Genomic DNA, 19,655 nt, shown 5'->3' with positions numbered 1-19,655 from the left:
CGCGACTCCGCACGGTCGATGATCTCCCTGCACCCCGCACACCTACCCCGGGGTGCCGACGTCGGCACCCCGGTGCGAGAGTGCAGACGTGACCTCACCCGCCACCGTAACGCCCGGACCGGGTTCGGACCCGGCGGGGTTGCTGCGTCGGTGGGGCGCCGCCGGGGAACTGCCACGCCAGTCCGGGGCCGCCCCGACGCACCAGGCAGCACCCACGGTCACCCATGTCGAGCGGTTGCCGGTGCGCCCCGGTGCCACCGCGCCGTGGCCCGACTGGGCACCCGCCGACCTGCGGGACGTGTTGACCGCACGCGGGGTCCAGCAGCCTTGGCGGCACCAGGCGTACGCAGCCGAGCTGGCCCACTCCGGCCGGCACGTCATCGTCGCCACCGGCACCGGGTCCGGCAAGTCGCTGGCGTACCTGCTGCCGGCGTTGGCGAAGCTGCTGGCCGACCCTCGGGCCACCGTGCTGTACCTGGCGCCGACGAAGGCACTCGCCGCCGACCAGTTGCGCGCCGTCGCCGAGCTGGGACTCGACGGAGTACGGCCGGCCTGCTACGACGGCGACACCCCGCAGCCGGAGCGGGCCTGGATTCGGCAGCACGCCCGCTTTGTGCTGACGAATCCGGACATGCTGCATCGAGGAATCCTGCCCCGGCACGGGGCCTGGTCGAACTTCCTCCGCCGGCTGACCTACGTCATCGTCGACGAGTGCCACAGCTACCGGGGCGTGTTCGGCTCGCACGTGGCCCACGTACTGCGTCGGCTGCGTCGCCAGACCGAGCGGTACCAGCGGGTCCGGCCCAGTACCGTGCCCAGCGCCCGACCCGCCCTCGGGTCCGGAGCCCGGCCCACCACCGGGCCCGGCACGCCGGTGTTCATCCTGGCGTCGGCGACCTCGGGAGAGCCGGCGCGGGCGGGCAGCCAGCTGACCGGGCTGCCGGTGGAGCCGGTCACCGAGGACAGCGCCCCGCGCGGGGCGGTGACCTTCGCGCTGTGGGAGCCGCCGCTGCTGCCCGGTGCCCGCGCCGACACCGACGATCTCACCCCGGTACGGCGGTCGGCGCTGCGGGAAAGCGCCGACCTGCTCGCCGACGCGGTCGCCGCCGGGGTCCGCACGCTCGCGTTCGTCCGGTCCCGGCGCGGGGCGGAGGTGGTGGCCAGCAACGCGCGCCGGGCACTTGACGAGGTGGCTCCCGGGCTCGGCGACCGGGTGGCGGCGTACCGGGCGGGTTTCCTGGCCGAGGAGCGACGGGCGTTGGAGCGTGCGCTCACCTCCGGCGAACTGCTCGGGCTGGCCTCGACGAACGCCCTCGAGCTCGGGGTGGACCTGGTCGGTCTGGACGCGGTGCTGATCTGCGGGTACCCCGGCACCCGGGCGTCGCTGTGGCAGCAGGCCGGGCGGGCCGGACGCGCCGGACGCGAGGCGCTGGCGGTGCTGATCGCCCGGGACGATCCGCTCGACACCTACCTGGTGCACCATCCGGAGGCGGTCTTCGGCCGGCCGGTGGAGGCGACGGTGCTCGACCCGACCAATCCTTACGTGCTCGGGCCGCAACTGTGCTGCGCGGCCGCCGAGGGTGCGCTGACCTCGGCCGACATCGAACTGTTCGGTGGCGCGTCGGTCAAGCAGACGCTGGACGAGCTGGTCGCCGCCGGGCTGCTGCGGCGACGCCCCACCGGGTGGTACTGGACCGCCGCCGGCCGTCCCGAGGTCGACCTGCGCGGCGAGGGCGGCACCCCGGTCGACGTCGTGGAGACCTCGACCGGTCGGCTGCTCGGCACGGTCGACCCCGGCTCGTCACACTTCCTCATCCATCCGGGCGCGGTCTACCTGCACCAGGGCGGGTCGTACGTGGTGGACGACCTCGACCTGGACGGGGCGTGCGCGCTGGTGCACGCCGAGGAGCCGGACTGGTCCACCCACGCCCGGGAGGTCACCTCGCTGTCGGTGGCGGCGGTACGCGAGTACCGCGACGCCGGCCCGGTCGGCCTGTTCGTCGGCGACGTCGACGTGACCAGCCAGGTCGTCTCCTACCAGCGGCGCCGGATCGGGTCGGGCGAGGTGCTGGACACCCGACCACTGGACCTGCCGGCCCGACAGTTGCGCACCGTCGCCGTGTGGTTCACCGTCTCGCCGGCCGCGCTCGCCGCCGCCGGGGTCGAGCCGGCGGACGTGCCCGGCGCGCTGCACGCCGCCGAGCACGCGGCGATCGGCCTGCTGCCGCTGATCGCCACCTGCGACCGGTGGGACATCGGCGGACTCTCCACCGCCGGGCACGCTGACACCGAGGCGCCGACGGTGTTCGTCTACGACGGCCACCCCGGGGGCGCCGGGTTCGCCGAACGCGCCTACCAGGCGGCCCGGACCTGGTTGGGGGCCACCCGCGATCTGATCGCCGCGTGTGGCTGCGAGACCGGCTGCCCGTCCTGCGTGCAGTCGCCGAAGTGCGGCAACGGCAACAACCCGCTGGGCAAGGCCGACGCGGTCCGGGTGCTCGACGTGGTGCTGGCCAGCCTGCCGGAAAGCGCTGACTGATCCGGCACCAGACCATGTGCGATCTACTGGCATGAATTTCTCCTGATCTGGATAGATTAGACGTGGGAGCGCTTCCACCACGCCACCGGAGGAGAACGCCGTGGCCGACACCGTGGCCGACACCGTCGAACTGCTCTACTCGATCGACCCGCAGAACCTCACCGTCGACCAGCAGATCGCCCTGGCCCAGGGGTACGCGGCCCTGGCCCAGGCGGAACGCCTCGAACTGATTCAGCAGCGGCTCTACAACATCCACCAGGTGATTTCCCGCTGGGTTATGCACGCCACCACCGCCGACGGCCCGCCGCGCTGACCCGGGATCGGCCCGCGCGGCGGCACCCTCCCACGGGTCGGCCCGCAGCGGACCGGCTCGGGCGGTCACCCTCACCGGCCGGCCGACGCCGGTGGCCGGAAGTGGCGTCACCTCGACGGTGACCACCACCTCCAGCCCGTCGACGGTGCAGGCACGCAACCGTCCGCCGTTGCGTCCGGCAACCTCGGCCGCCCGGTCGCAGACCGCGCCGGGGCCGGCGAACACCCGGGCGGCACCGGCGAGCGCGGCCAGGTCGGCGGCCACCGAGGCCTGCTGGCGGGCGAGGCGGACCGCACCGATCAGTGCACCGGCGATGCCGGCGGCGACCAGCGTCAACCCGACAGCGAGCAGCCACAGGCTGGCGCTGCCGCGCTGCCCGGCGTCGACCCCGGGCCGGCGTGGGCGGCCTGGGTCACGCGGCCCACGCCGACATCGTCGGCCGGTCACCGGTGACGCTCCGGCAGCGATCCCGCGCCGTCACCACCGCCGACGGCACCGCTGCTTACTGCGCTCCCAGATACACCGGCTGCGGTCCCAGTGACGCCCGGCTCGACCGCAGCGGTCACGGACGCGGTGACCGACGCCGGCCCGAGCCGGGCACCCAACGCCCGCAGCGGTGCCCGGACCGTGACGGTGACCAGGTCACCGTCGACGGCCACGGAGACCTCGGCTCCCGGCGGTCCGGCCAGGGCCGCCGCATCGCGGTCGCCCCGGGCGGTGGCCAGCGCGACCGACCGTGCCATGTCGAGACACTCGGACTTGGTGACCACGGCGCTGACGGCGGACAGCCCCACCGCCAGCAGCAGCACCAGCGCCGGCAGGCCGGCGGCCAACTCGGCGGTGAACGAGCCCCGGTCACCGCCGGCCTGCCGGCGCGGCCTCATCCGAGCGCCCGATCGATGACCGAGGCGAGGGCAGCCTGCACGCCCTCGCTGGTCAACACCTTGAGCAGAATCCCGGCGAAGGCGACGGCGGCCAGGGTGCCGACGGCGTACTCGGCGGTGTTCATCCCGGCGTCGTCGCGCAACCGGCCGGCCAGCTGGCCGCGCCACCGACCGGGCACCGCCGTGGCCGCTGCCGCTGCCGGGTCCGCCGCCGCGTCGGGCGGAACCTTCGTCGACCGCATGATGACTCCTTTCCTCAGAGGACGTCGCCGAGGACGGCGACGATCACCGGCACCAGACCGGCGAGAATGAAGGCGGGCAGAAAACACAGCCCGAGGGGAAGCACGATCAGCACTCCGGCGCGGCGGGCCGCCGCCTCGGCCGCCGCCGAACGACCGGCCCGCAGATCGTCGGCGAGCCTGGTCGCCGCACCGGCGAGGGCGGCGCCGCTGGCCGCGGAGCGGATCGCGGCGGCGGCCAGGCGCTCGCCGCCCGGGACCGCGTCAAGATGCCGCCACGCCTCGGCCGGCTCGGCACCGAGCCGCAACGCCCGAGCCACCCGGCTCAGCCGGGCACCGAGCGGCCCGGCCAGCGCGTCAGCCACCGCGACCATTGCCCGATCCACCGGCGCTCCGGCGCGCAGCGCCGCCGCCAGCAGATCGGCGGCCAGCGGCAGGTCGGCTGCCGCGCGCAGCCGCCGACGGCGTACCGACGGCGGCTCGATCCGGCGCAGCGCCCGGTCGACACCGGCAGCGGCCGCGATGGCCAGCGGCACGGAGAGCCAACCGCCGCCGATCACCAGCACCGCCAGGCCGGACAGCACCGCGACCGGGCGGACGAGCCGCGACAGGTCGGGCTCCGGTGGCGGACTGTCACTGAGCCGGGCGAGCCGGCGACGGGTGGCGAGTGCCGTGACCGGGCGGACCGCCGGCGGCAGCATCACGCGGGTACCGGCCATCAGCTGGTCGCCTCCGGTGCCCGGTTCAGCCGCTCGGTCCAGGCCAGCCCGGCGACCTGCAGCGCCACGGCGGCGAGCGCGCAGGCCGCGCCGATCGGAGTCCGCAACAGCACCGCTACCGGATCCACCCCGATGCTGTAGCCGAGGGCCAGGCCGCCGGCGGGCAGGCCGGCCAGTAGCCAGGCGGTCATCTGCGCACCGGCGGCCTGCGCGGCGGCAGCGTCCCGCGACCGGTCCAGCGCACGGGCGTCGGCTTCGATCCGTTCGATCAGGTCGGCCAGTGGCGCGCCGGTGCGCTCCGCCAGCCGTACGGCGGCGGTCGACAGGCCGGCGAGCCGGGTGGCGGCGGTGCCCGTCGTTGGGCCCGGGTCCCGCAACGTCATCGGCCCCGCTGGCAGGCCGGCCCGCAGGTCGGCGGCGTGCGCGGCCAGTGCGTCCAACTGCCGTACCCGCCGGTCTCGCCGGGCCTTGGCGGCGGCCCGGTTCGCTGCCGTTCGCAGGCCGAGCCCCAGGTACGCGGCGGCGATCGTCGCCGCCACCGGCCCGCCCAGCCAGCCGGCGGCGAGCCCGCCGGTGCCGGCGACGGCCACGAGCGCCCGGCGCGGATGGCGGCACGCGGCGCTGCCGAGCCACAGCGCCCGGGACCGCAGCCGGACGCTGAACGGAACGGTGGTTGGTGGTGGCGAGTTCGGACCGCCACTGGACCGGACCGGGGTCGGACCGGTCACGGCCAGCAGCCGACGACGGTGTCCCCACGGGCGGCGCAGCCGAAGCGGCCAACGCCGGTGCGACGTGCCGGGTCGCAGGCTCATCGCGGCCCCCGGCTGTCGAGCACCGCCGGCACCGGTACGCCGCGTTCGGCGAGCAACCTGGCCAGGGTCGGGCCGGCCGGTTGCGGCCCGGCCCCGCGCCGCCAGGCCGGGGTGACCGTGATGAGCCGCTCCGGCCCGTGCGGGGTGAGCAGACAGATCGCGTCAACGAATCGCCGCCCGGCGAACCGGCGCAACTGGACGACCACCTGGATGGCGGCCGCGATCTGCGCATGCAAGGCGGCGCGGGGCAGCCCACCGAGCAGCCCCAACGCCTCCAGCCGGGCCGGCACGTCGCTGGCCGCGTTCGCGTGCAGGGTTCCGGCGCCGCCGTCGTGGCCGGTGTTGAGCGCGGCCAGCAGGTCGACGACCTCGGCGCCCCGGCACTCACCGACGACCAGCCGGTCCGGCCGCATCCGCAACGCCTGCCGGACCAACGCACCGAGCCCGACCGACCCGACCCCCTCGACGTTGGCTGTCCGGGCCTGCAACGTCACCACGTGCGGATGCTCCGGCCGCAACTCGGCCGCGTCCTCCACCATCACGATCCGCTCGTCGGCCGGCACCAACCCGAGCAGCGTGTTCAACAGCGTCGTCTTGCCCGACCCCGTGCCGCCCGCGATCAGGTACGCCAGCCGCCCCGCCACCACCGCCTGCAGCAGCTCCGCCACCGGCGGATCGACCATGCCGTTGCCCACCAGCTCGGCCAGCTGGAACGGACGCTGCCGGAAGGTCCGCAACGACAGGTACGGCCCCGTCGCCGCCACCGGCGGCAACACCGCGTGCAACCGGGTACCGTCGGGCAACCGGGCATCGACGTACGGGCAACCGTCATCGAGCCGACGCCCACAGGCAGCCGCCAACCGCTGCGCCAACCGGCGTACCTCGTCCACCGAACCGACGCCCACCGCCGCCCGCTCCAACCCGGCACCCCGGTCCACCCACACCTGGGTGCCGTTCACCAGAACGTCGGTCACCCGCACATCGGCCAGCAACGGCGCCAACGGCCCCGCCCCGGCCAACTCACCGTGCACCCGGTCGGCCAGCCGCAACAACCCGACGTCACCTCGCAACGCCGCCCCCGGCTCGGCCCGGACCGCACCGACCACCGACGCCGGCGTCACCGACGTGCCGTCCGCGACGAACCGCTCCCGTACGCGGGCCGCCACCGCCGCCTCGTCGACATTCGCACCACCCGGCCACCCAGCCGGCGCGGCGAAACCGCCCGTACGGGCCGACCCGGCCGTCATGACGCCACCACCGCACGATCGACCAGGCCCGCGACGTTACGCCGAGGTCTTCCCTCGGCGGTGACGAGCGGCGTACAGGTGCGGCGAACCGTGACGGGGTACAGCGGCGGCATCTGAGCCCTCCTACGGCTCGGGAAGCGATGCCGAAACTGTGGACGCTGACGCGGCGTTCATGCCTGGACGATCAGGCAGGCTGTGGACAACCGACCTGCCTGTGGATAACTCCTCCCGGCCGGAGGTGATCTGCTACGGCGGCCGCGTAGGCAATGAACCGGCAGGGTCAGATCGAGCGGCGTGGCCAGCGCTTGCGGGGGCGCGGCTCCTCCTCACGGTGCTGACGCTTGTGCTCGTGCACCCGGTCCTCCCACGCCTGCTGGTCGTCGTCGGCGGGATCGAACGGGTACCAGCGGTGCGAACCGTCCTCGAAGTGCATGTCCTCGTCACCGGGCCGGATGACCGACATCAGCGCCACCACCCCATGAATCGCCAGTACAGGTACCCGCTGCGGTTGTCCGCCAGGTCGATCATCGCGTCAAGCAGACAGGTCGCCATATAGCCCGACAGCGACACCGTCGCCCCCGCGTACTCCGCGAGCAGCTCCTCACGACGGGTGAGGGCCACGGATCCGCGCATCCCGCGCAGGTCCACGCCGGCTGGATCGGGATGTGGAAGCTCACGCGCCCTCCCCTGGCCAGTGACCCCGGTTGATCGGTATCCGGTGCCGCGCCCGGCAGGGCAGCGCCGCCCCGCACCGACAGACCTGCTGCCACTTGCTCCAGGACCACACCGGCCGGTGTCGCCTGGCCAGAGTCCGTGCGACTGCGACGACGTACGCCTCGTAGCTGACACGCTGGGTCATCCGCCCCTCCTTCAGTGAGGGGATTCGACGGCCGGGCCTATCGGTCATCCGACCGCCACACCCAGCAACCATGGTTCCCACGAACCACCGTCAATGCAATATTACATTTTAGATGAAACGCTTGACGATACTTCACCTAGTGATGTTGTATTGCCGAGCGTGGTCGATGGGTGCTACACATCGAGTGCGAATGTCGCCCGGTGTGTAGTCACGGAGAGGAGAATCCAGTGACGACCGACACCGGCTCGACCGTCCCGAGACGACAGCTCGGCAGGCATCTACGGCAGCTCCGCGAGGAGGCCCGCATGACCGTGAAGGCTGCGGCCACCGCACTGGAATGGTCCACGCCCAAGATCTGGCGCATCGAAACCGGTGCCACGTCGATGCGGTCCCTCGACGTCGAAGCCATGTGCAAGGTCTACGGAGCGTCACCAGAAATCACCGAGGCGTTGATGGGGCTCGCCAAGGAGACCAGGGCCCGTGGCTGGTGGCACTCGTACGGCGACGCCATCCCCGAGTGGTTCGAGCTGTACGTCGGCCTTGAGTCAGGCGCGACCCGGCTGCGCAAGTACGAGGCGCACCTGGTCCCCGGCCTTCTGCAGACCAAGGCGTACGCGACCCGGGTATACGAGGCCGGACGCCCCGATATGAAGCGCGAGGACATCGACCGAGGGGTCGCCTTGCGGCTCGACCGTCAGGCACTGCTGACCCGAGCCACCCCACCCGCGCCGCAGGTCGACATCATCCTCGACGAGGCTGTGCTCCGGCGCGACATCGACGCCGAGCAGCTCAACCTGATCGTCACCGTCAGCCGCCAGCCCAACGTCTCCGTCCGGGTGGTGCCGTTCAGCGCAGGCCTGCACCGCGCCACGTTGGCGAACGGCGCGTTCACCATCCTGGATTTCGACGGCTCCGACGAACCGACGATCATCTACGCCGACGGACTGACCGGCGCCCTCTACCTCGACAAGCCCGCCGAGGCGGCGGCGTACGAGGAGGTCTGGTCAGCCGTCGAGTCCACGGCACTCAGCGAGGCGCAGTCTCGCAAACTCATCGCATCGATCGCGGAGGAACCGTCATGACCGAACTCGCGTGGAAGAAGAGCACCCGCAGCAACGCCGGCGGGGACTGTGTCGAGGTCGCCAACCCCAGCCGAGCCGTCCTGGTCCGCGACAGCAAGGACCAGGCCGGACCGGCGCTGTCGTTCACCGCCGACACCTGGACCGGCTTCGTCAAGGGGATCAAGATCGGCCAGTTCGACCAATGACCTAGACGACTGTCTGCCCCTGATCCCACAACCAGGACCAGGGCCAGACCCTGGCGTCAGGGCAGGTAGTCAGGCTGCGATGAACTCGACAGCACCGCCGCTGACCTTGATATTGAAATCCATGCCTGTGCCCTTCGACAGCTTGACCAGGGTCGCGATCGACGGAGGCTGATCGCCCGACTCAAGGCGCGCGATCACCGACTGAGTCATCCCGACCTCGCGGGCAAGCCCCGCCTGGGTGAGGCCATGTTCCTGGCGGTAGCGCAAGATTCGCAGCGCGACGTCGTTGGCGAACGCTGTGCGGTCCCACTCCGAGCGAAACTCTGGGTCGTGGCGCTGCTCGCCGTGGACTTGGGCCGAGGCCTTCAGATCAGACAGGTTCATCACTCGTCGCCCTTCACTTCGTCGATGCGCTTCTCTGCTGCGGCGATTGCCTTCCAGAAGGCTCGTGGGTTGACACTGGCCTCGGGGGCGATGGCTCCGAGGACGTAGGCGTTGCCGACCTGGCGATAAAGGGCTCGCCAGCGACTACTGCCGGCTCGTGGGCGTAGCTCCCGGAGGCTGGTAGCTGTCTTGATGTCGCTCGAGTGCGGGTACCCCAGGTTTGGCCCGATTGCTACCAATTTGTCTACTGCATGGCCGATCGCTACCCGCTCGACAGCGGGCAACTCGCGCAACTCAGCTTCCGCCCCGGGGTGGTAGTAGACCGGCCATGATACCTGAGAATTATAGCAGAACTGCGATAGTGGCGGGTGCTTGGAGGCCGTTTCACCAGAACGTCGGTCACCCGCGCCCGAACGGGCCGAACCCGCTGTCACGACGCTGCCGCCGTACGGTCGACCAGGCCGGCGACGACCCGCTGGCACAACTCCGCCAACGGACCCCGGCCCGACGAACCTGGAGCGTCACCGCGCTCCAGCCCTCGGCTGACCCGTGGCTCAGGTTGCAGCACCCCGGTCACCGGCAGCCCCAGGGTCCGCCCGATCTCCCGGGCCCGCAGCCGACCCGGCGCCGGCCCGCGCACGACCAGCGACAGGTCGGTGCAGTGCGGTTGGATGTCGGTGATCACCCGGGCGGTCGCCGCCGTGGCCCGCAACTCGGCCGGAACCAGCACCAGGACCCGGTCGGTGGCGTGCATCGCGGCGATCGCGGCGTCGTCGGGCCGGCGGGGCAGGTCGACGACGACCACGTCGCGCTCCCGCCGGGCCGCGTCGAGCGCGGCGGTCATCGTGGCGGCGGGCAGCGGTAGCGGTTCGCCCCGGTCCCAGGAGAGCAGCCCGAGGTCGCCCCGGCAGGGCAGCGCGCCGGCCAGCGCCGACGGGTCGATCCGGCCGTCGCTGTCGGCAAGCGCCGGCCAGCGCAACCCGTCGATCTGCTCCCAGCCGAGGACCAGATCGAGGCCGCCACCGAGCGGGTCGGCGTCAACCAGCAAGCTACGCAGCCCGAGCCGGGCGGCGGTGACCGACAGGGCACCGGCCAGCACGCTGGCGCCGGCCCCGCCCCGGCCGCCGATCACCCCGATGACAGCTGCGGCTGGTTTGTCGGTGCCGCCGTTGTCGGTGAGGCGGTCGACCAGCCACGGCTCCGCCGCCGGCAGGATCGCGACGTGCTCGGCGCCGAGCAGTTCGGCGACCTGCCATGGCTGGTCCTGGTCGGCCCGGCCGACCAGGACCAGCCGGGGTCGGCGGGGCATTCTGGCCCGCAGGTAGGCGTCCGCCTGGTCGGCGCCGACCAGGACGAGCGGGGCGGCGGCCTGCCGGGACCGGGCGGCGGCTGGGTCGGCCGCCAGGTCGACGTCGGTGCCGGCGAGCGCAGCAAGGCGCAGCAGGTCGTCGAGCAGCCGTTCGTCTGCGGTGACGACCAGTGGCAGCCGACGGGGTACGGCGATGCTGGTGCGCGGCGGCATCCGGACCTCCTGCGGTCGGTGAGGGATGCCGCAACTGTGGGTGCCGACCCGGTGCCGGCGTGCCCTCGGCGGGGCTGCCTGTGGACAACGGGACCGCCTGTGGACAACGCCGACGCCGGTCAGCTGATCTGTTAGGCAGGACGACCGGACGCGCAGGACGCCGGGAGCCGGAACATGCCAGGAATAGCGACGACCCCCGCCGGGGGGAGACGGGGGTCGCCTGGGGTTCGGCTCCGGGGGGGTCGAGCCGAACCCGCTCAGCGGTCACGGGGGGGGTGCAACCGCCGAGTGTCTTCCGGATGAAGCCTGGGACGGAAAGATAACTGTGTCATGACAAGCATGCCTGAGCAGACCGCCACCCGTCGAGTGGCGTTCTCACCGGCAGTCGCACCGCTGCCGGCACGGGACGCAGGTTGGGCCACTCAGCTTCCTGATCGTCGGATCAGATCCCGGGGATCCCCGTCGCCGACCGGCGACGACGCACCGGCCGTCGCCGACGTCCCGCTCCGGCTAGACTGCACCGTCGTGGGCCGCAGCGCCGCTTTTTTTGATCTCGACAAGACTGTCATCGCCAAGTCCAGCGCCTTGGCGTTCGGCCGGCCGTTCTACCGCGACGGGCTGATCACCAGGCGGGACGTGGTCAAGTCGGCGTACGCCCAGCTGATGTTTCGGCTCGGCGGCTCCGACGAGCAGACGATGGCCCGCACCCGCGACTACCTGGCCGCGCTGTGCAAGGGCTGGCAGGTGGAGCAGGTCCGCCAGATCGTCGCGGAGACGTTGCATGAGCTGATCAACCCGTACGTCTACGCCGAGGCGGCGGCGCTGATCGAGGAGCACCAGAACGCCGGGCGGGACGTGGTGCTGGTCTCCGCGTCGGGCGAGGAGATGGTACGCCCGATCGGCGAACTGCTCGGCGTCACCGACGTGATCGCCACCCGGATGGCTGTGGAGAACGGCCGGTACAGCGGAGAAATCGAGTTCTACGCGGCTGGGGCGGCCAAGGTCACCGGCGTCACCGAGCTCGCTGAGCAGCGCGGATACGACCTCGCCGAGTGCTACGCCTACTCCGACTCGGTCACCGACGTACCGATGCTCGAATGCGTCGGGCACCCGACGGTGGTCAACCCGGACCGCCAGCTCCGCAAGCTCGCCACCGAGCAGGGCTGGCCGGTCCTCGCCTTCCGCCACCCGATCCCGCTCGGCCGCAGGTTGCGGGAGCGGCCGGCGGTCCCGGTGGCAGCCGCCGCGTTGAGCGTCGGGGTCGGGGTCGCGATCGGCATCGCCTGGTACGGCCGGCACCGCCGGACAAAGACAGCCTCGGCCTGACCCCGCACCTGAACCGGTCGTCCAGCCGACCCGGTCGCGCGGCTCAGGCGTTGGCCAGCACCTCGTCGGCGACCCGGGTCAGCTCCTGCGCGCCCAGCTCGACCGCGGTCAGATAGTGCCGCAGCCAGGAGCGGACACCGTCCGGCGTACCCGTCGCGAAGGCGCCCGCTGAACCCACGTACTCGGGTTGCCGTTCGCGGTGGCCGACCTCGACGGCGAGCAGGCCACGCGGGTCCGTGCCGGCCGCGACCAGGGTGAGCCGCGCGGCGGCCCGGGCCACCACCCCGCCCGGCCCGGCGAACGGCCGCAACGCGAGCAGCTCGGCGTGCACCACGGCGGCCAGCAGCAGCGCCGGCACCGAGGTGCCGCCGCCGACCAGCGCGCAGACCCCGTCCAGCCGCGGCGCCGCATCCGGCCCCACCGTCACGCCCGGCCCGGCGGCTGGACGCCCCAGCTGGTCGGCCGGCACCAGTCCGCGCGCGGCGAGCACGTGCAACCGGGCCAGCACCTGACGGGGGGTACGGGGCCAGCGGTCGGCCAGCGTGGGAACCGCCTCGGCCACCCGCAGGGCCCCCTGCACCACCGGATCGGTCACCGTCCCGGCGCGTACGTCGGCGACCGGATGATCGTGCCCGTCCAACGCGGCACTGGCCACCGCCGAGCGGAGGCTGATCTCGGCCGCCACCGCCCCGCCGTGCCGACGCAGCGCCCGGTGCCGCAACGCGCCGTCGACCTGCTCGCGGGCGCGGTCCAGCGCGGGTGCCACGTCGGCGAGGTCGAGCAGCGGGGCCAGCGGGTCGGTCTCGGTCACCAACGACACGGTACAAGCTTGGCCAGCCGAACCGCCCGCCGCGCCGGTGTGGCCGCTCGGCGCGCGATGGGTACCCGGGTATCCGCCAAGTCTCGTGCCGGCGGGACGGCGACACTAACCTCGGAGCAAGTCAAGCGACGTGTGAGGAGCCCCACGCATGAGCGAAACGCTGGAGAATCTGCTTCAGGAGAATCGCCGGTTCGAGCCGCCCGCCGAGCTGGCCGGGGCGGCCAACGTCACCGCGGCCGGGTACGACCAGGCAGCCGCCGACCGACTTGGCTTCTGGGCGGGCCAGGCCCGCCGGCTGCACTGGGCCAAGGAGTGGGACCAGGTGCTGGACTGGTCCAACCCGCCGTTCGCCAAGTGGTTCGTCGGCGGTCAGCTCAACGTCGCGTACAACTGTCTGGACCGGCACGTCGCCGCCGGGGCCGGCGACCGGGTCGCCATCCACTGGGAGGGCGAGCCGGGCGACACCCGCACCATCACCTACGCCGACCTGCACCGGATGACCTGCCAGGCGGCGAACGCGCTGACCGACCTCGGTGTGACGGCGGGTGACCGGGTGGCGATCTACCTGCCGATGATCCCGGAGGCCGCGGTCGCCATGCTGGCCTGCGCCCGGATCGGCGCGACGCACAACGTCGTGTTCGGCGGCTTCTCGGTCGACGCGCTCTCCGGCCGGGTACAGGACGCCAGCGCCAAGGTGATCATCACCGCCGACGGCGGCTACCGGCGCGGCAAGCCCTCGGCCCTGAAGCCGACCGTCGACGAGGCGGTGGCCCGGTGCCCGTCGGTGGAGCACGTTCTGGTGGTCCGGCGGACCGGCGAGGAGGTCACCTGGACCGACAAGGACCACTGGTGGCACGAGACAGTGGAGAAGACGAACACCGAGCACGAGGCGCAGCCGTTCGACGCCGAGCAGCCGCTGTTCATCCTCTACACCAGCGGCACCACGGCCAAGCCGAAGGGCATCCTGCACACCAGCGGCGGCTACCTGACCCAGGCGTCCTACACCCAGCACGCGGTCTTCGACCTCAAGCCGGAGACCGACGTCTACTGGTGCACCGCCGACATCGGCTGGGTCACCGGGCATTCGTACATCGTGTACGGTCCGCTGTCCAACGGTGCCACCCAGCTGATGTACGAGGGCACCCCGGACACCCCGCACCAGGGCCGGTTCTGGGAGCTGGTGCAGAAGTACAAGGTGAGCATCCTCTACACCGCGCCGACGCTGATCCGCACCATGATGAAGTGGGGCGAGGACATCCCGGCCGGGTACGACCTCAGTTCGCTGCGGCTGCTCGGCAGCGTCGGTGAGCCGATCAACCCGGAGGCCTGGATGTGGTACCGGCAACACATCGGCGGGGGCCGGTGCCCGGTCGTGGACACCTGGTGGCAGACCGAGACGGGCTCGATCATGATCTCGCCGTTGCCCGGGGTGACCGCCACCAAGCCGGGCAGCGCGATGACCCCGCTGCCCGGGATCAGCGCCGACGTGGTCGACGACCAGGCCGAGTCGGTGCCCGACGGTGGTGGCGGCTACCTGGTGCTGCGCGAGCCGTGGCCGTCGATGCTGCGCACCATCTGGGGCGACGACCAGCGGTTCATTGACACCTACTGGTCCCGGTTCGACAAGATGTACTTCGCCGGTGACGGGGCCAAGAAGGACGCCGACGGGCACATCTGGCTGCTTGGCCGGGTGGACGACGTGATGCTGGTCTCCGGGCACAACATTTCCACCACCGAGGTGGAGTCGGCGCTGGTGTCGCACCCGTCGGTGGCGGAGGCCGCCGTGGTGGGCGCCACCGACCCGACCACCGGTCAGGCCATCGTCGCGTTCACCATCCCGCGCGGCAGCGCGGACATCGCGGGTGAGGCCGGCGAGGCGCTGATCCAGGAGCTGCGCAACCATGTCGCGCGTACACTCGGGCCGATCGCCAAGCCCCGCCAGATCATGCTGGTGCCGGAGCTGCCGAAGACCCGCTCCGGCAAGATCATGCGCCGGTTGCTGCGGGACGTCGCCGAGAACCGGTCGCTCGGCGACGTGACCACGCTGCAGGACTCCACCGTGATGGAGCTGATCTCCTCCGGCATGCAGGGCGGCAAGTCCGACGGCGACTGACGTCCGCCGCCGGTGGTGGCGCGGTCCCGGCGGGCCGCCGACGTGGACGACTCGAGGCCGGCCCGGTCGCTTCGGCGGCCGGGCCGGCCACTTTTCACCCCGTGATCGTTGTGACATATCAGGGCGATCCAGCCGGGAGCGTGAAACAAATCGACGCATTGACCTTCACAGGGGTTCCCTCGGGTGACTAGGTTCACGGTGGCCCCAACAACGGTGGCCACATCATCCGGACATCGTGCCGCCCTCACCCAAGTGGCGGCGTTGATTCCCCCGAACCGGAGGTATCCAGGTGCGCAAAGTCATGGTGGGGATGCTCACCGTGTCGCTCGCCTCGGGCATGGGCTTTGCTCTACCCGCGACGGCGATGGCCGCACCATCGGTGGACACACCGGTGGCGGCTCCTTCCCGGGCCGAAACCCCGAGCCTCGACGACCTGCCCAACCCGCTCGGCGAAAAGCGACGTGAGCTGCGCGAACGCGCAGTGAGCGAAGTGGTCAGTGGCCGGCTCACCCCGGAACGGCGCGGCGCGAGCACCGTCGCGAAGGTCGGTGAGACGTCGGGCACCGGCATCGCCGGCCGGGCCGCCCGTGGCGGCGCCGGGTCCGGCAAGGACCAGTACGTCGAGCTGGAGCGGGAGACCACCGACCGGATCTTCGTGATCCTGGCCGAGTTCGGCAACGAGCGGCACCCCAGCTACCCGGACGTGGACAGCAACCCGGACTGGGACGGCCCGGCCCGGTTCGACGGACCGCTGCACAACGAGATCCCCGAGCCGGACCGGACGGTCGACAACACCACCATCTGGCAGGCCGACTACTCCGCCGACCACTACCGGGAGCTGTACTTCGGCGCCGGTGAAGGCGTCGAGTCGGTCAAGACCTACTACGAGACCCAGTCCTCCGGGCGGTACAGCGTCGAGGGCACCGTCACCGACTGGGTGAAGGTCCGCTACAACGAGGCCCGGTACGGTCGCGACCTGTGCGGCGGCAACGTCTGCAGCAACGTCTGGCAGCTGCTGCGCGATGCCGCCAACCAGTGGGTCGCCGACCAGCAGGCGCTCGGCCGCACCGACGAGGAGATCGCCGCCGAGCTGCGTGAGTTCGACAAGTGGGACCGGTACGACTACGACGGCGACGGCGACTTCAACGAGGCCGACGGCTACATCGACCACTTCCAGATCGTGCACGCCGGTGGCGACCAGGCCGACCGTGACCCGTGGCAGGGTGAGGACGCGATCTGGAGCCACCGCTGGTACGCCTTCGCCACCGACATCGGGCTGACCGGCCCGGCGCAGAACCCGGCCGGTGGCACCCAGATCGGCGACAGCGGGCTGTGGATCGGCGACTACACCATCCAGCCGGAGAACGGTGGACTGAGCGTCTTCGTCCACGAGTACGGCCACGACCTGGGCCTGCCGGACGACTACGACACCTCCGGCGGCGGTGACAACAACAACGAGCACTGGACGCTGATGGCGCAGAGCCGCCTCGGTGCCGCCACCGACGGCGGGATCGGCGAGCGCCCCGGTGACCTCGGCGCATGGAACAAGCTCCAGCTGGGCTGGCTGGACTACGAAGTGGTGGTGGCCGGGCAGAAACGCACCCTGCACCTGGGTCCGCAGGAGTACAACACCAAGCGGGCCCAGGCGGTCGTCGTCGTGCTGCCGAAGAAGGAGGTCACCACCGAGCTCGGCGAGCCGTACGCCGGTGAGCTGCAGTACTTCTCCGGCAACGGAGACGACATGAGCAACACGATGACCCGTGAGTTCGACCTCGCCGGTGCCTCGACCGCCGCACTGTCGATGAAGGCGCGTTACGACATCGAGGACGACTACGACTACCTGTACTTCCAGGCATCGGCCGACGGTGGGGCGAGCTGGACCTCGCTCGAAGGCACCGTCAACGGTGTCCCGTACGGCACCGACGGCAGCGGCACCCCGGCGATCGACAGCTCGACCGGTGGCCAGTGGGTCGACATCAACGTGCCGCTGGACGCGTACGCCGGGGATGCCGCACTGGTCCGGCTGCTCTACCGCACCGACGGCGCGGTGGCGTACGGCGGCTTCTTCGGTGACGAGATGACCGTGACCGCCGACGGCTCGCCGATCTTCACCGACGGTGCCGAGGGCGACGGCGGTTGGGCGCTCGACGGTTGGACCACGGTCGGGGCCAGCGTGACCGCTGACTACGACAACTACTACATCGCCGGGCACCGCTCGTACGTATCGTACGACCGTTACCTGGAGACCGGCCCGTACTACTTCGGGTACGCCGACACCAAGCCCGACATGGTGGACCACTACGCGTACCAGGAGGGTCTGCTGATTTCGTACTGGGACACCTCCCAGGTCGACAACAACACCAACGTGCACCCGGGTGCGGGGCGCAACCTGTACATCGACTCGCGGCCGCGGCCGATGTACAACCTGACCGGCGCGCCATGGCGGGCCCGGGTCCAGGTGTACGACGCGCCGTTCAGCCTCAAGAAGGCCGACGGGTTCACTCTGCACATCAATGGCGAACCGCACTGGGTACGCGGCCAGGCGGCCCAGCCGCTGTTCGACGACACCCGGAAGTACTTCTACGAGGAACTGCCCAACCACGGGGTGAAGCTGCCCGCGGTCGGCGTAAAGATCCGGGTGGTGTCGGTGGACGGCACCACGATGAAGATCCGGATCTCCTGACCCGGCGGTGACGCGGTCCCGGCCGGCCGGTGGAACTCCGGCCGGCCGGGCGGCGTCCAACCGGCATGGCAGTGCCGAAACTGATCCGACAGTCAGCCTCCCGGGCCGTCGCCGCCATGCTGACCGGCGTGGTGCTGATCGCCGTCGCTGGTTGCGGCGGCGGCCCCACCTCAGGAGCACCGATGCCGGCGACCCCGGACGCCTCGCAGAGCGGTTCCGACGGAGCGGCGAAACCGACCCCGACGCCGACCGAAACGCCGGGCCTGTCCCGGACCGAACCGCCGACGCTGCCCCGACCCGGGACGCCCCCGAAGACCCCGTCCGACCTGATCACCGGCGACTGGCTGGTCGGCACGGTGACCCGGGGTGGCACCGGACCCTGCTACGGGCTGGTCACCGACGACGGGACCGAACACGCGCTGTACGGCGACGACGGCACCACGCTTACCCAGCACACCCGGATCCGGGTGAAGGTGGCTCCGCTGCGGATCCGGATCCACTGCGGGCCGGGCCAGCACTGGCAGCTGATCCGGACGGAGGTCATCCGGTGACGGCGTCGGCCAGCTCCAGCCAGTGGTATTCGTGCCGGCACGGCGGGCCGGCGGCCAGCCCCAGCCGGCGGGCGTCCAGGTCGATCAGCACCGAGTAGACCGTTTCCGCCTGGTCCGCCGGCGCGTCCCGCTCGTCGAGATGCCGACAGATCGCCAACGGCCGACCCAGATGATCATGGAACACGTCGGCCAGGTCGGCCAGGGTCAACGGCGCACCGGCCGCCCGTTCGGCCAGTAGCCGACGGGCCCGGGCCGCCCGGAACATCGACGAGCCGCCGAGGTTCTTCGTCGTGTCCCGCACCGGCAGGGCCGTCTCCAGGTGGTTTGCGTGGGTGAGCACCCCGTCCACCGGGTGGGTCCACCCGACGTCGCCGGGGACCACCTCCAGGTCGAGCAGTTCCCCACCGGCCGGGCCGGCCTGGCCGAGCAGCAGGTTGATCGACGCGTTCCGGGGGGTACGGCAGGCCACCCGGGTCGCCTGGCCGAGGCTGCCGGCTTCCAGCACGGCGCGCAGCAGCACGTGGTACGGCACCCCGGGCGATCGGCCCGGCGCCAGCCCGTCCCGGTCGCTGCCGAGCATGTTGATGCAGACCCCCAGCCCTGCCGAGTTCAGCCCGGCCTTGGCGAGCATGCCCGCCTCGGTGAGGGTGAGCACGGTCAGCCCTCGCTCGTCCGTGGTCCGCAGCAGCACCATGGTGTCCCGCTGGCCGGGATGCCAGTCCCAGTTCTGCCCGAGCAGCAGGTGGCCGTCGGCGGTCCGCGAGCCGAGCACCCCGGCCGCCGTACAGCCGCCGGCCGACCCGTCCGGGCCGGCGTCGCGGCCGGGGCCGGGATCGGCGGGTTCCGGCTCCGTGGGGTCGCTGGGCGGCGGGTCGGCCGCCGTCCGCCCGGTGCCGTACAGCAGCTCGGTACGGGCGTTCAGCGCGTAGACCTCGTCGACGTGCACCCCGGCTCCGCCGGCCACCGCGTCGAGCGCCTCGACGATCCTCGGGTGGGCGGCCCGGCTGGCGTTGCGGAAGGTCCCGCCGGCTATCCGTACCGCCGACCTGCTCAACCCGGCCTCGTCGCGAAACCGCCGCAGGTAGTGCTCGATGTTGCGGGCGATCACCGATGCTGCCGCCGCACCGTAGCCGGCGCCGTACTCGGCCGGCGGCCCGGCGACGCTGATCAACGGGACGGGTGGCGGTTGGGGATTGCCCGGCGCGGGTCCGGCAGCATCGTCGGCCATCCGGCAACCGTAGCGCCGCCCGACCGGGTCCCGCCGCCAGCGGCGGAAGTCCGCCCGTTACCTTTTTGATCGTCCCCAGCCGGGGACTGCTCGGTCGCCCGGCTCGGTATGACTGAATGCCCCTGTCGTACGCATGATCCGGGGGGTGT

21 protein-coding genes and 1 pseudogene are annotated in these 19,655 nt (G+C 71.9%); 8 read left to right on the top strand and 14 right to left on the bottom strand.

Translation table 11 applies throughout. The features are described from left to right. The first annotated feature begins 88 nt into the window (after positions 1-88). Entirely contained in the window at positions 89-2,539 is a 2,451-nt protein-coding gene (locus ACFHWU_RS22930) for a DEAD/DEAH box helicase (RefSeq protein ID WP_416591535.1), read from the top strand. Between the two features lie 100 nt (positions 2,540-2,639). Next, positions 2,640-2,852 carry a hypothetical protein gene (locus tag ACFHWU_RS22925; protein WP_416591534.1) on the top strand — a complete coding sequence of 71 codons (213 nt, stop codon included), beginning with the start codon at positions 2,640-2,642 and terminating at the stop codon, positions 2,850-2,852. A 108-nt stretch (positions 2,853-2,960) separates the two neighbouring features. Here the strand turns inward: ACFHWU_RS22925 and ACFHWU_RS22920 are convergent. The 9 genes and pseudogenes from ACFHWU_RS22920 to ACFHWU_RS22880 all read right to left on the bottom strand — a co-directional run. Beyond that, positions 2,961-3,299 (bottom strand): annotated as a pseudogene (locus ACFHWU_RS22920) (Rv3654c family TadE-like protein); the annotation flags it as partial. Then, positions 3,296-3,736 (bottom strand): TadE family type IV pilus minor pilin, encoded by a 441-nt coding sequence (locus tag ACFHWU_RS22915; protein WP_416556448.1) that lies wholly within the window; start codon positions 3,734-3,736, stop codon positions 3,296-3,298. The pseudogene ACFHWU_RS22920 and the gene ACFHWU_RS22915, both read right to left, overlap by 4 nt. Further along, a complete protein-coding gene (locus tag ACFHWU_RS22910; protein WP_233606454.1) occupies positions 3,733-3,861 on the bottom strand; it encodes a DUF4244 domain-containing protein in 129 nt (42 codons plus the stop codon). The genes ACFHWU_RS22915 and ACFHWU_RS22910 overlap by 4 nt, the downstream gene beginning before the upstream one ends. A 131-nt stretch (positions 3,862-3,992) precedes the next feature. Further along, complete coding sequence (locus ACFHWU_RS22905; protein ID WP_416556447.1) at positions 3,993-4,694, bottom strand: type II secretion system F family protein; 702 nt, start codon at positions 4,692-4,694, stop codon at positions 3,993-3,995. Further along, positions 4,694-5,422 carry a type II secretion system F family protein gene (locus ACFHWU_RS22900; protein ID WP_416591533.1) on the bottom strand — a complete coding sequence of 243 codons (729 nt, stop codon included), beginning with the start codon at positions 5,420-5,422 and terminating at the stop codon, positions 4,694-4,696. The genes ACFHWU_RS22905 and ACFHWU_RS22900 overlap by 1 nt, the downstream gene beginning before the upstream one ends. An 80-nt stretch (positions 5,423-5,502) precedes the next feature. Beyond that, positions 5,503-6,753 (bottom strand): TadA family conjugal transfer-associated ATPase, encoded by a 1,251-nt coding sequence (locus ACFHWU_RS22895; protein ID WP_416556445.1) that lies wholly within the window; start codon positions 6,751-6,753, stop codon positions 5,503-5,505. A gap of 280 nt (positions 6,754-7,033) precedes the next feature. Next, positions 7,034-7,216 carry a hypothetical protein gene (locus tag ACFHWU_RS22890; RefSeq protein WP_281552073.1) on the bottom strand — a complete coding sequence of 61 codons (183 nt, stop codon included), beginning with the start codon at positions 7,214-7,216 and terminating at the stop codon, positions 7,034-7,036. Beyond that, entirely contained in the window at positions 7,216-7,386 is a 171-nt protein-coding gene (locus ACFHWU_RS22885; RefSeq protein ID WP_416556444.1) for a hypothetical protein, read from the bottom strand. The genes ACFHWU_RS22890 and ACFHWU_RS22885 overlap by 1 nt, the downstream gene beginning before the upstream one ends. 40 nt (positions 7,387-7,426) lie before the next feature. After that, positions 7,427-7,612 carry a hypothetical protein gene (locus ACFHWU_RS22880; RefSeq protein WP_416556443.1) on the bottom strand — a complete coding sequence of 62 codons (186 nt, stop codon included), beginning with the start codon at positions 7,610-7,612 and terminating at the stop codon, positions 7,427-7,429. A 227-nt stretch (positions 7,613-7,839) separates the two neighbouring features. Here ACFHWU_RS22880 and ACFHWU_RS22875 point away from each other — a divergent pair, with 227 nt between their 5' ends. After that, positions 7,840-8,694, top strand: a complete 855-nt coding sequence (locus tag ACFHWU_RS22875) for a helix-turn-helix domain-containing protein (RefSeq protein ID WP_416556442.1) — start codon at positions 7,840-7,842, stop codon at positions 8,692-8,694. Continuing rightward, positions 8,691-8,879, top strand: a complete 189-nt coding sequence (locus ACFHWU_RS22870) for a DUF397 domain-containing protein (RefSeq protein WP_416556441.1) — start codon at positions 8,691-8,693, stop codon at positions 8,877-8,879. The genes ACFHWU_RS22875 and ACFHWU_RS22870 overlap by 4 nt, the downstream gene beginning before the upstream one ends. A gap of 69 nt (positions 8,880-8,948) precedes the next feature. Here ACFHWU_RS22870 and ACFHWU_RS22865 read toward each other — a convergent pair whose 3' ends face one another. From ACFHWU_RS22865 to ssd, 3 genes are all read right to left on the bottom strand, one after another. Continuing rightward, complete coding sequence (locus ACFHWU_RS22865; RefSeq protein ID WP_416556440.1) at positions 8,949-9,263, bottom strand: helix-turn-helix domain-containing protein; 315 nt, start codon at positions 9,261-9,263, stop codon at positions 8,949-8,951. Further along, positions 9,263-9,556: a type II toxin-antitoxin system RelE/ParE family toxin gene (locus tag ACFHWU_RS22860; protein ID WP_416568557.1), complete on the bottom strand. Its 294-nt coding sequence runs from the start codon at positions 9,554-9,556 to the stop codon at positions 9,263-9,265. Before ACFHWU_RS22860 ends, ACFHWU_RS22865 begins: the two co-directional genes overlap by 1 nt. A 137-nt stretch (positions 9,557-9,693) precedes the next feature. Then, on the bottom strand, positions 9,694-10,785 hold the full coding sequence (gene ssd, locus ACFHWU_RS22855) for a septum site-determining protein Ssd (RefSeq protein ID WP_416556438.1): 1,092 nt from the start codon (positions 10,783-10,785) through the stop codon (positions 9,694-9,696). Between the two features lie 525 nt (positions 10,786-11,310). Between ssd and ACFHWU_RS22850 the strand changes: the two genes are divergently transcribed. Next, on the top strand, positions 11,311-12,111 hold the full coding sequence (locus ACFHWU_RS22850; protein ID WP_123604345.1) for an HAD family hydrolase: 801 nt from the start codon (positions 11,311-11,313) through the stop codon (positions 12,109-12,111). Positions 12,112-12,154: 43 nt separating this feature from the next. Here ACFHWU_RS22850 and ACFHWU_RS22845 read toward each other — a convergent pair whose 3' ends face one another. After that, positions 12,155-12,922: an oxidoreductase gene (locus ACFHWU_RS22845; RefSeq protein ID WP_416556437.1), complete on the bottom strand. Its 768-nt coding sequence runs from the start codon at positions 12,920-12,922 to the stop codon at positions 12,155-12,157. A gap of 157 nt (positions 12,923-13,079) precedes the next feature. Between ACFHWU_RS22845 and acs the strand changes: the two genes are divergently transcribed. The 3 genes from acs (at position 13,080) to ACFHWU_RS22830 (ending at position 18,278) form a co-directional block, all read left to right on the top strand. Continuing rightward, on the top strand, positions 13,080-15,044 hold the full coding sequence (gene acs, locus ACFHWU_RS22840; protein ID WP_416556436.1) for an acetate--CoA ligase: 1,965 nt from the start codon (positions 13,080-13,082) through the stop codon (positions 15,042-15,044). 304 nt (positions 15,045-15,348) lie between these two features. Beyond that, positions 15,349-17,727, top strand: coding sequence for an immune inhibitor A domain-containing protein (locus ACFHWU_RS22835; protein ID WP_416556486.1), 2,379 nt, complete (start codon positions 15,349-15,351; stop codon positions 17,725-17,727). 65 nt (positions 17,728-17,792) lie between these two features. Next, positions 17,793-18,278 carry a hypothetical protein gene (locus ACFHWU_RS22830; protein ID WP_416556435.1) on the top strand — a complete coding sequence of 162 codons (486 nt, stop codon included), beginning with the start codon at positions 17,793-17,795 and terminating at the stop codon, positions 18,276-18,278. On the opposite strand, the gene ACFHWU_RS22825 is transcribed toward ACFHWU_RS22830, so the two are convergent. Then, positions 18,268-19,506: a C45 family autoproteolytic acyltransferase/hydolase gene (locus ACFHWU_RS22825; RefSeq protein WP_416591532.1), complete on the bottom strand. Its 1,239-nt coding sequence runs from the start codon at positions 19,504-19,506 to the stop codon at positions 18,268-18,270. The two genes, ACFHWU_RS22830 and ACFHWU_RS22825, sit on opposite strands and share 11 nt — an antisense overlap. Positions 19,507-19,655: the final 149 nt, after the last annotated feature.

Origin of the sequence: Micromonospora sp. LOL_015, from assembly GCF_048060275.1 — a bacterium.
Classification (GTDB): Bacteria; Actinomycetota; Actinomycetes; order Mycobacteriales; family Micromonosporaceae; genus Micromonospora_E.
This window is presented reverse-complemented; position numbering and strand designations above follow the sequence as displayed.

Excerpts from the sequence above, each read along its gene's own strand:
- ACFHWU_RS22915 (WP_416556448.1), bottom strand. The coding sequence starts at position 3,736 with ATGAGGCCGCGCCGGCAGGCCGGCGGTGACCGGGGCTCGTTCACCGCC.
- ACFHWU_RS22910 (WP_233606454.1), bottom strand. The coding sequence starts at position 3,861 with ATGAACACCGCCGAGTACGCCGTCGGCACCCTGGCCGCCGTCGCCTTC.
- ACFHWU_RS22905 (WP_416556447.1), bottom strand. The coding sequence starts at position 4,694 with ATGGCCGGTACCCGCGTGATGCTGCCGCCGGCGGTCCGCCCGGTCACG.
- ACFHWU_RS22895 (WP_416556445.1), bottom strand. The coding sequence starts at position 6,753 with ATGACGGCCGGGTCGGCCCGTACGGGCGGTTTCGCCGCGCCGGCTGGG.
- ACFHWU_RS22890 (WP_281552073.1), bottom strand. The coding sequence starts at position 7,216 with ATGTCGGTCATCCGGCCCGGTGACGAGGACATGCACTTCGAGGACGGT.
- ACFHWU_RS22885 (WP_416556444.1), bottom strand. The coding sequence starts at position 7,386 with ATGCGCGGATCCGTGGCCCTCACCCGTCGTGAGGAGCTGCTCGCGGAG.
- ACFHWU_RS22880 (WP_416556443.1), bottom strand. The coding sequence starts at position 7,612 with ATGACCCAGCGTGTCAGCTACGAGGCGTACGTCGTCGCAGTCGCACGG.
- ACFHWU_RS22870 (WP_416556441.1), top strand. The coding sequence starts at position 8,691 with ATGACCGAACTCGCGTGGAAGAAGAGCACCCGCAGCAACGCCGGCGGG.
- ACFHWU_RS22865 (WP_416556440.1), bottom strand. The coding sequence starts at position 9,263 with ATGAACCTGTCTGATCTGAAGGCCTCGGCCCAAGTCCACGGCGAGCAG.
- ssd (WP_416556438.1), bottom strand. The coding sequence starts at position 10,785 with ATGCCGCCGCGCACCAGCATCGCCGTACCCCGTCGGCTGCCACTGGTC.
- acs (WP_416556436.1), top strand. The coding sequence starts at position 13,080 with ATGAGCGAAACGCTGGAGAATCTGCTTCAGGAGAATCGCCGGTTCGAG.
- ACFHWU_RS22830 (WP_416556435.1), top strand. The coding sequence starts at position 17,793 with ATGGCAGTGCCGAAACTGATCCGACAGTCAGCCTCCCGGGCCGTCGCC.
- ACFHWU_RS22825 (WP_416591532.1), bottom strand. The coding sequence starts at position 19,506 with ATGGCCGACGATGCTGCCGGACCCGCGCCGGGCAATCCCCAACCGCCA.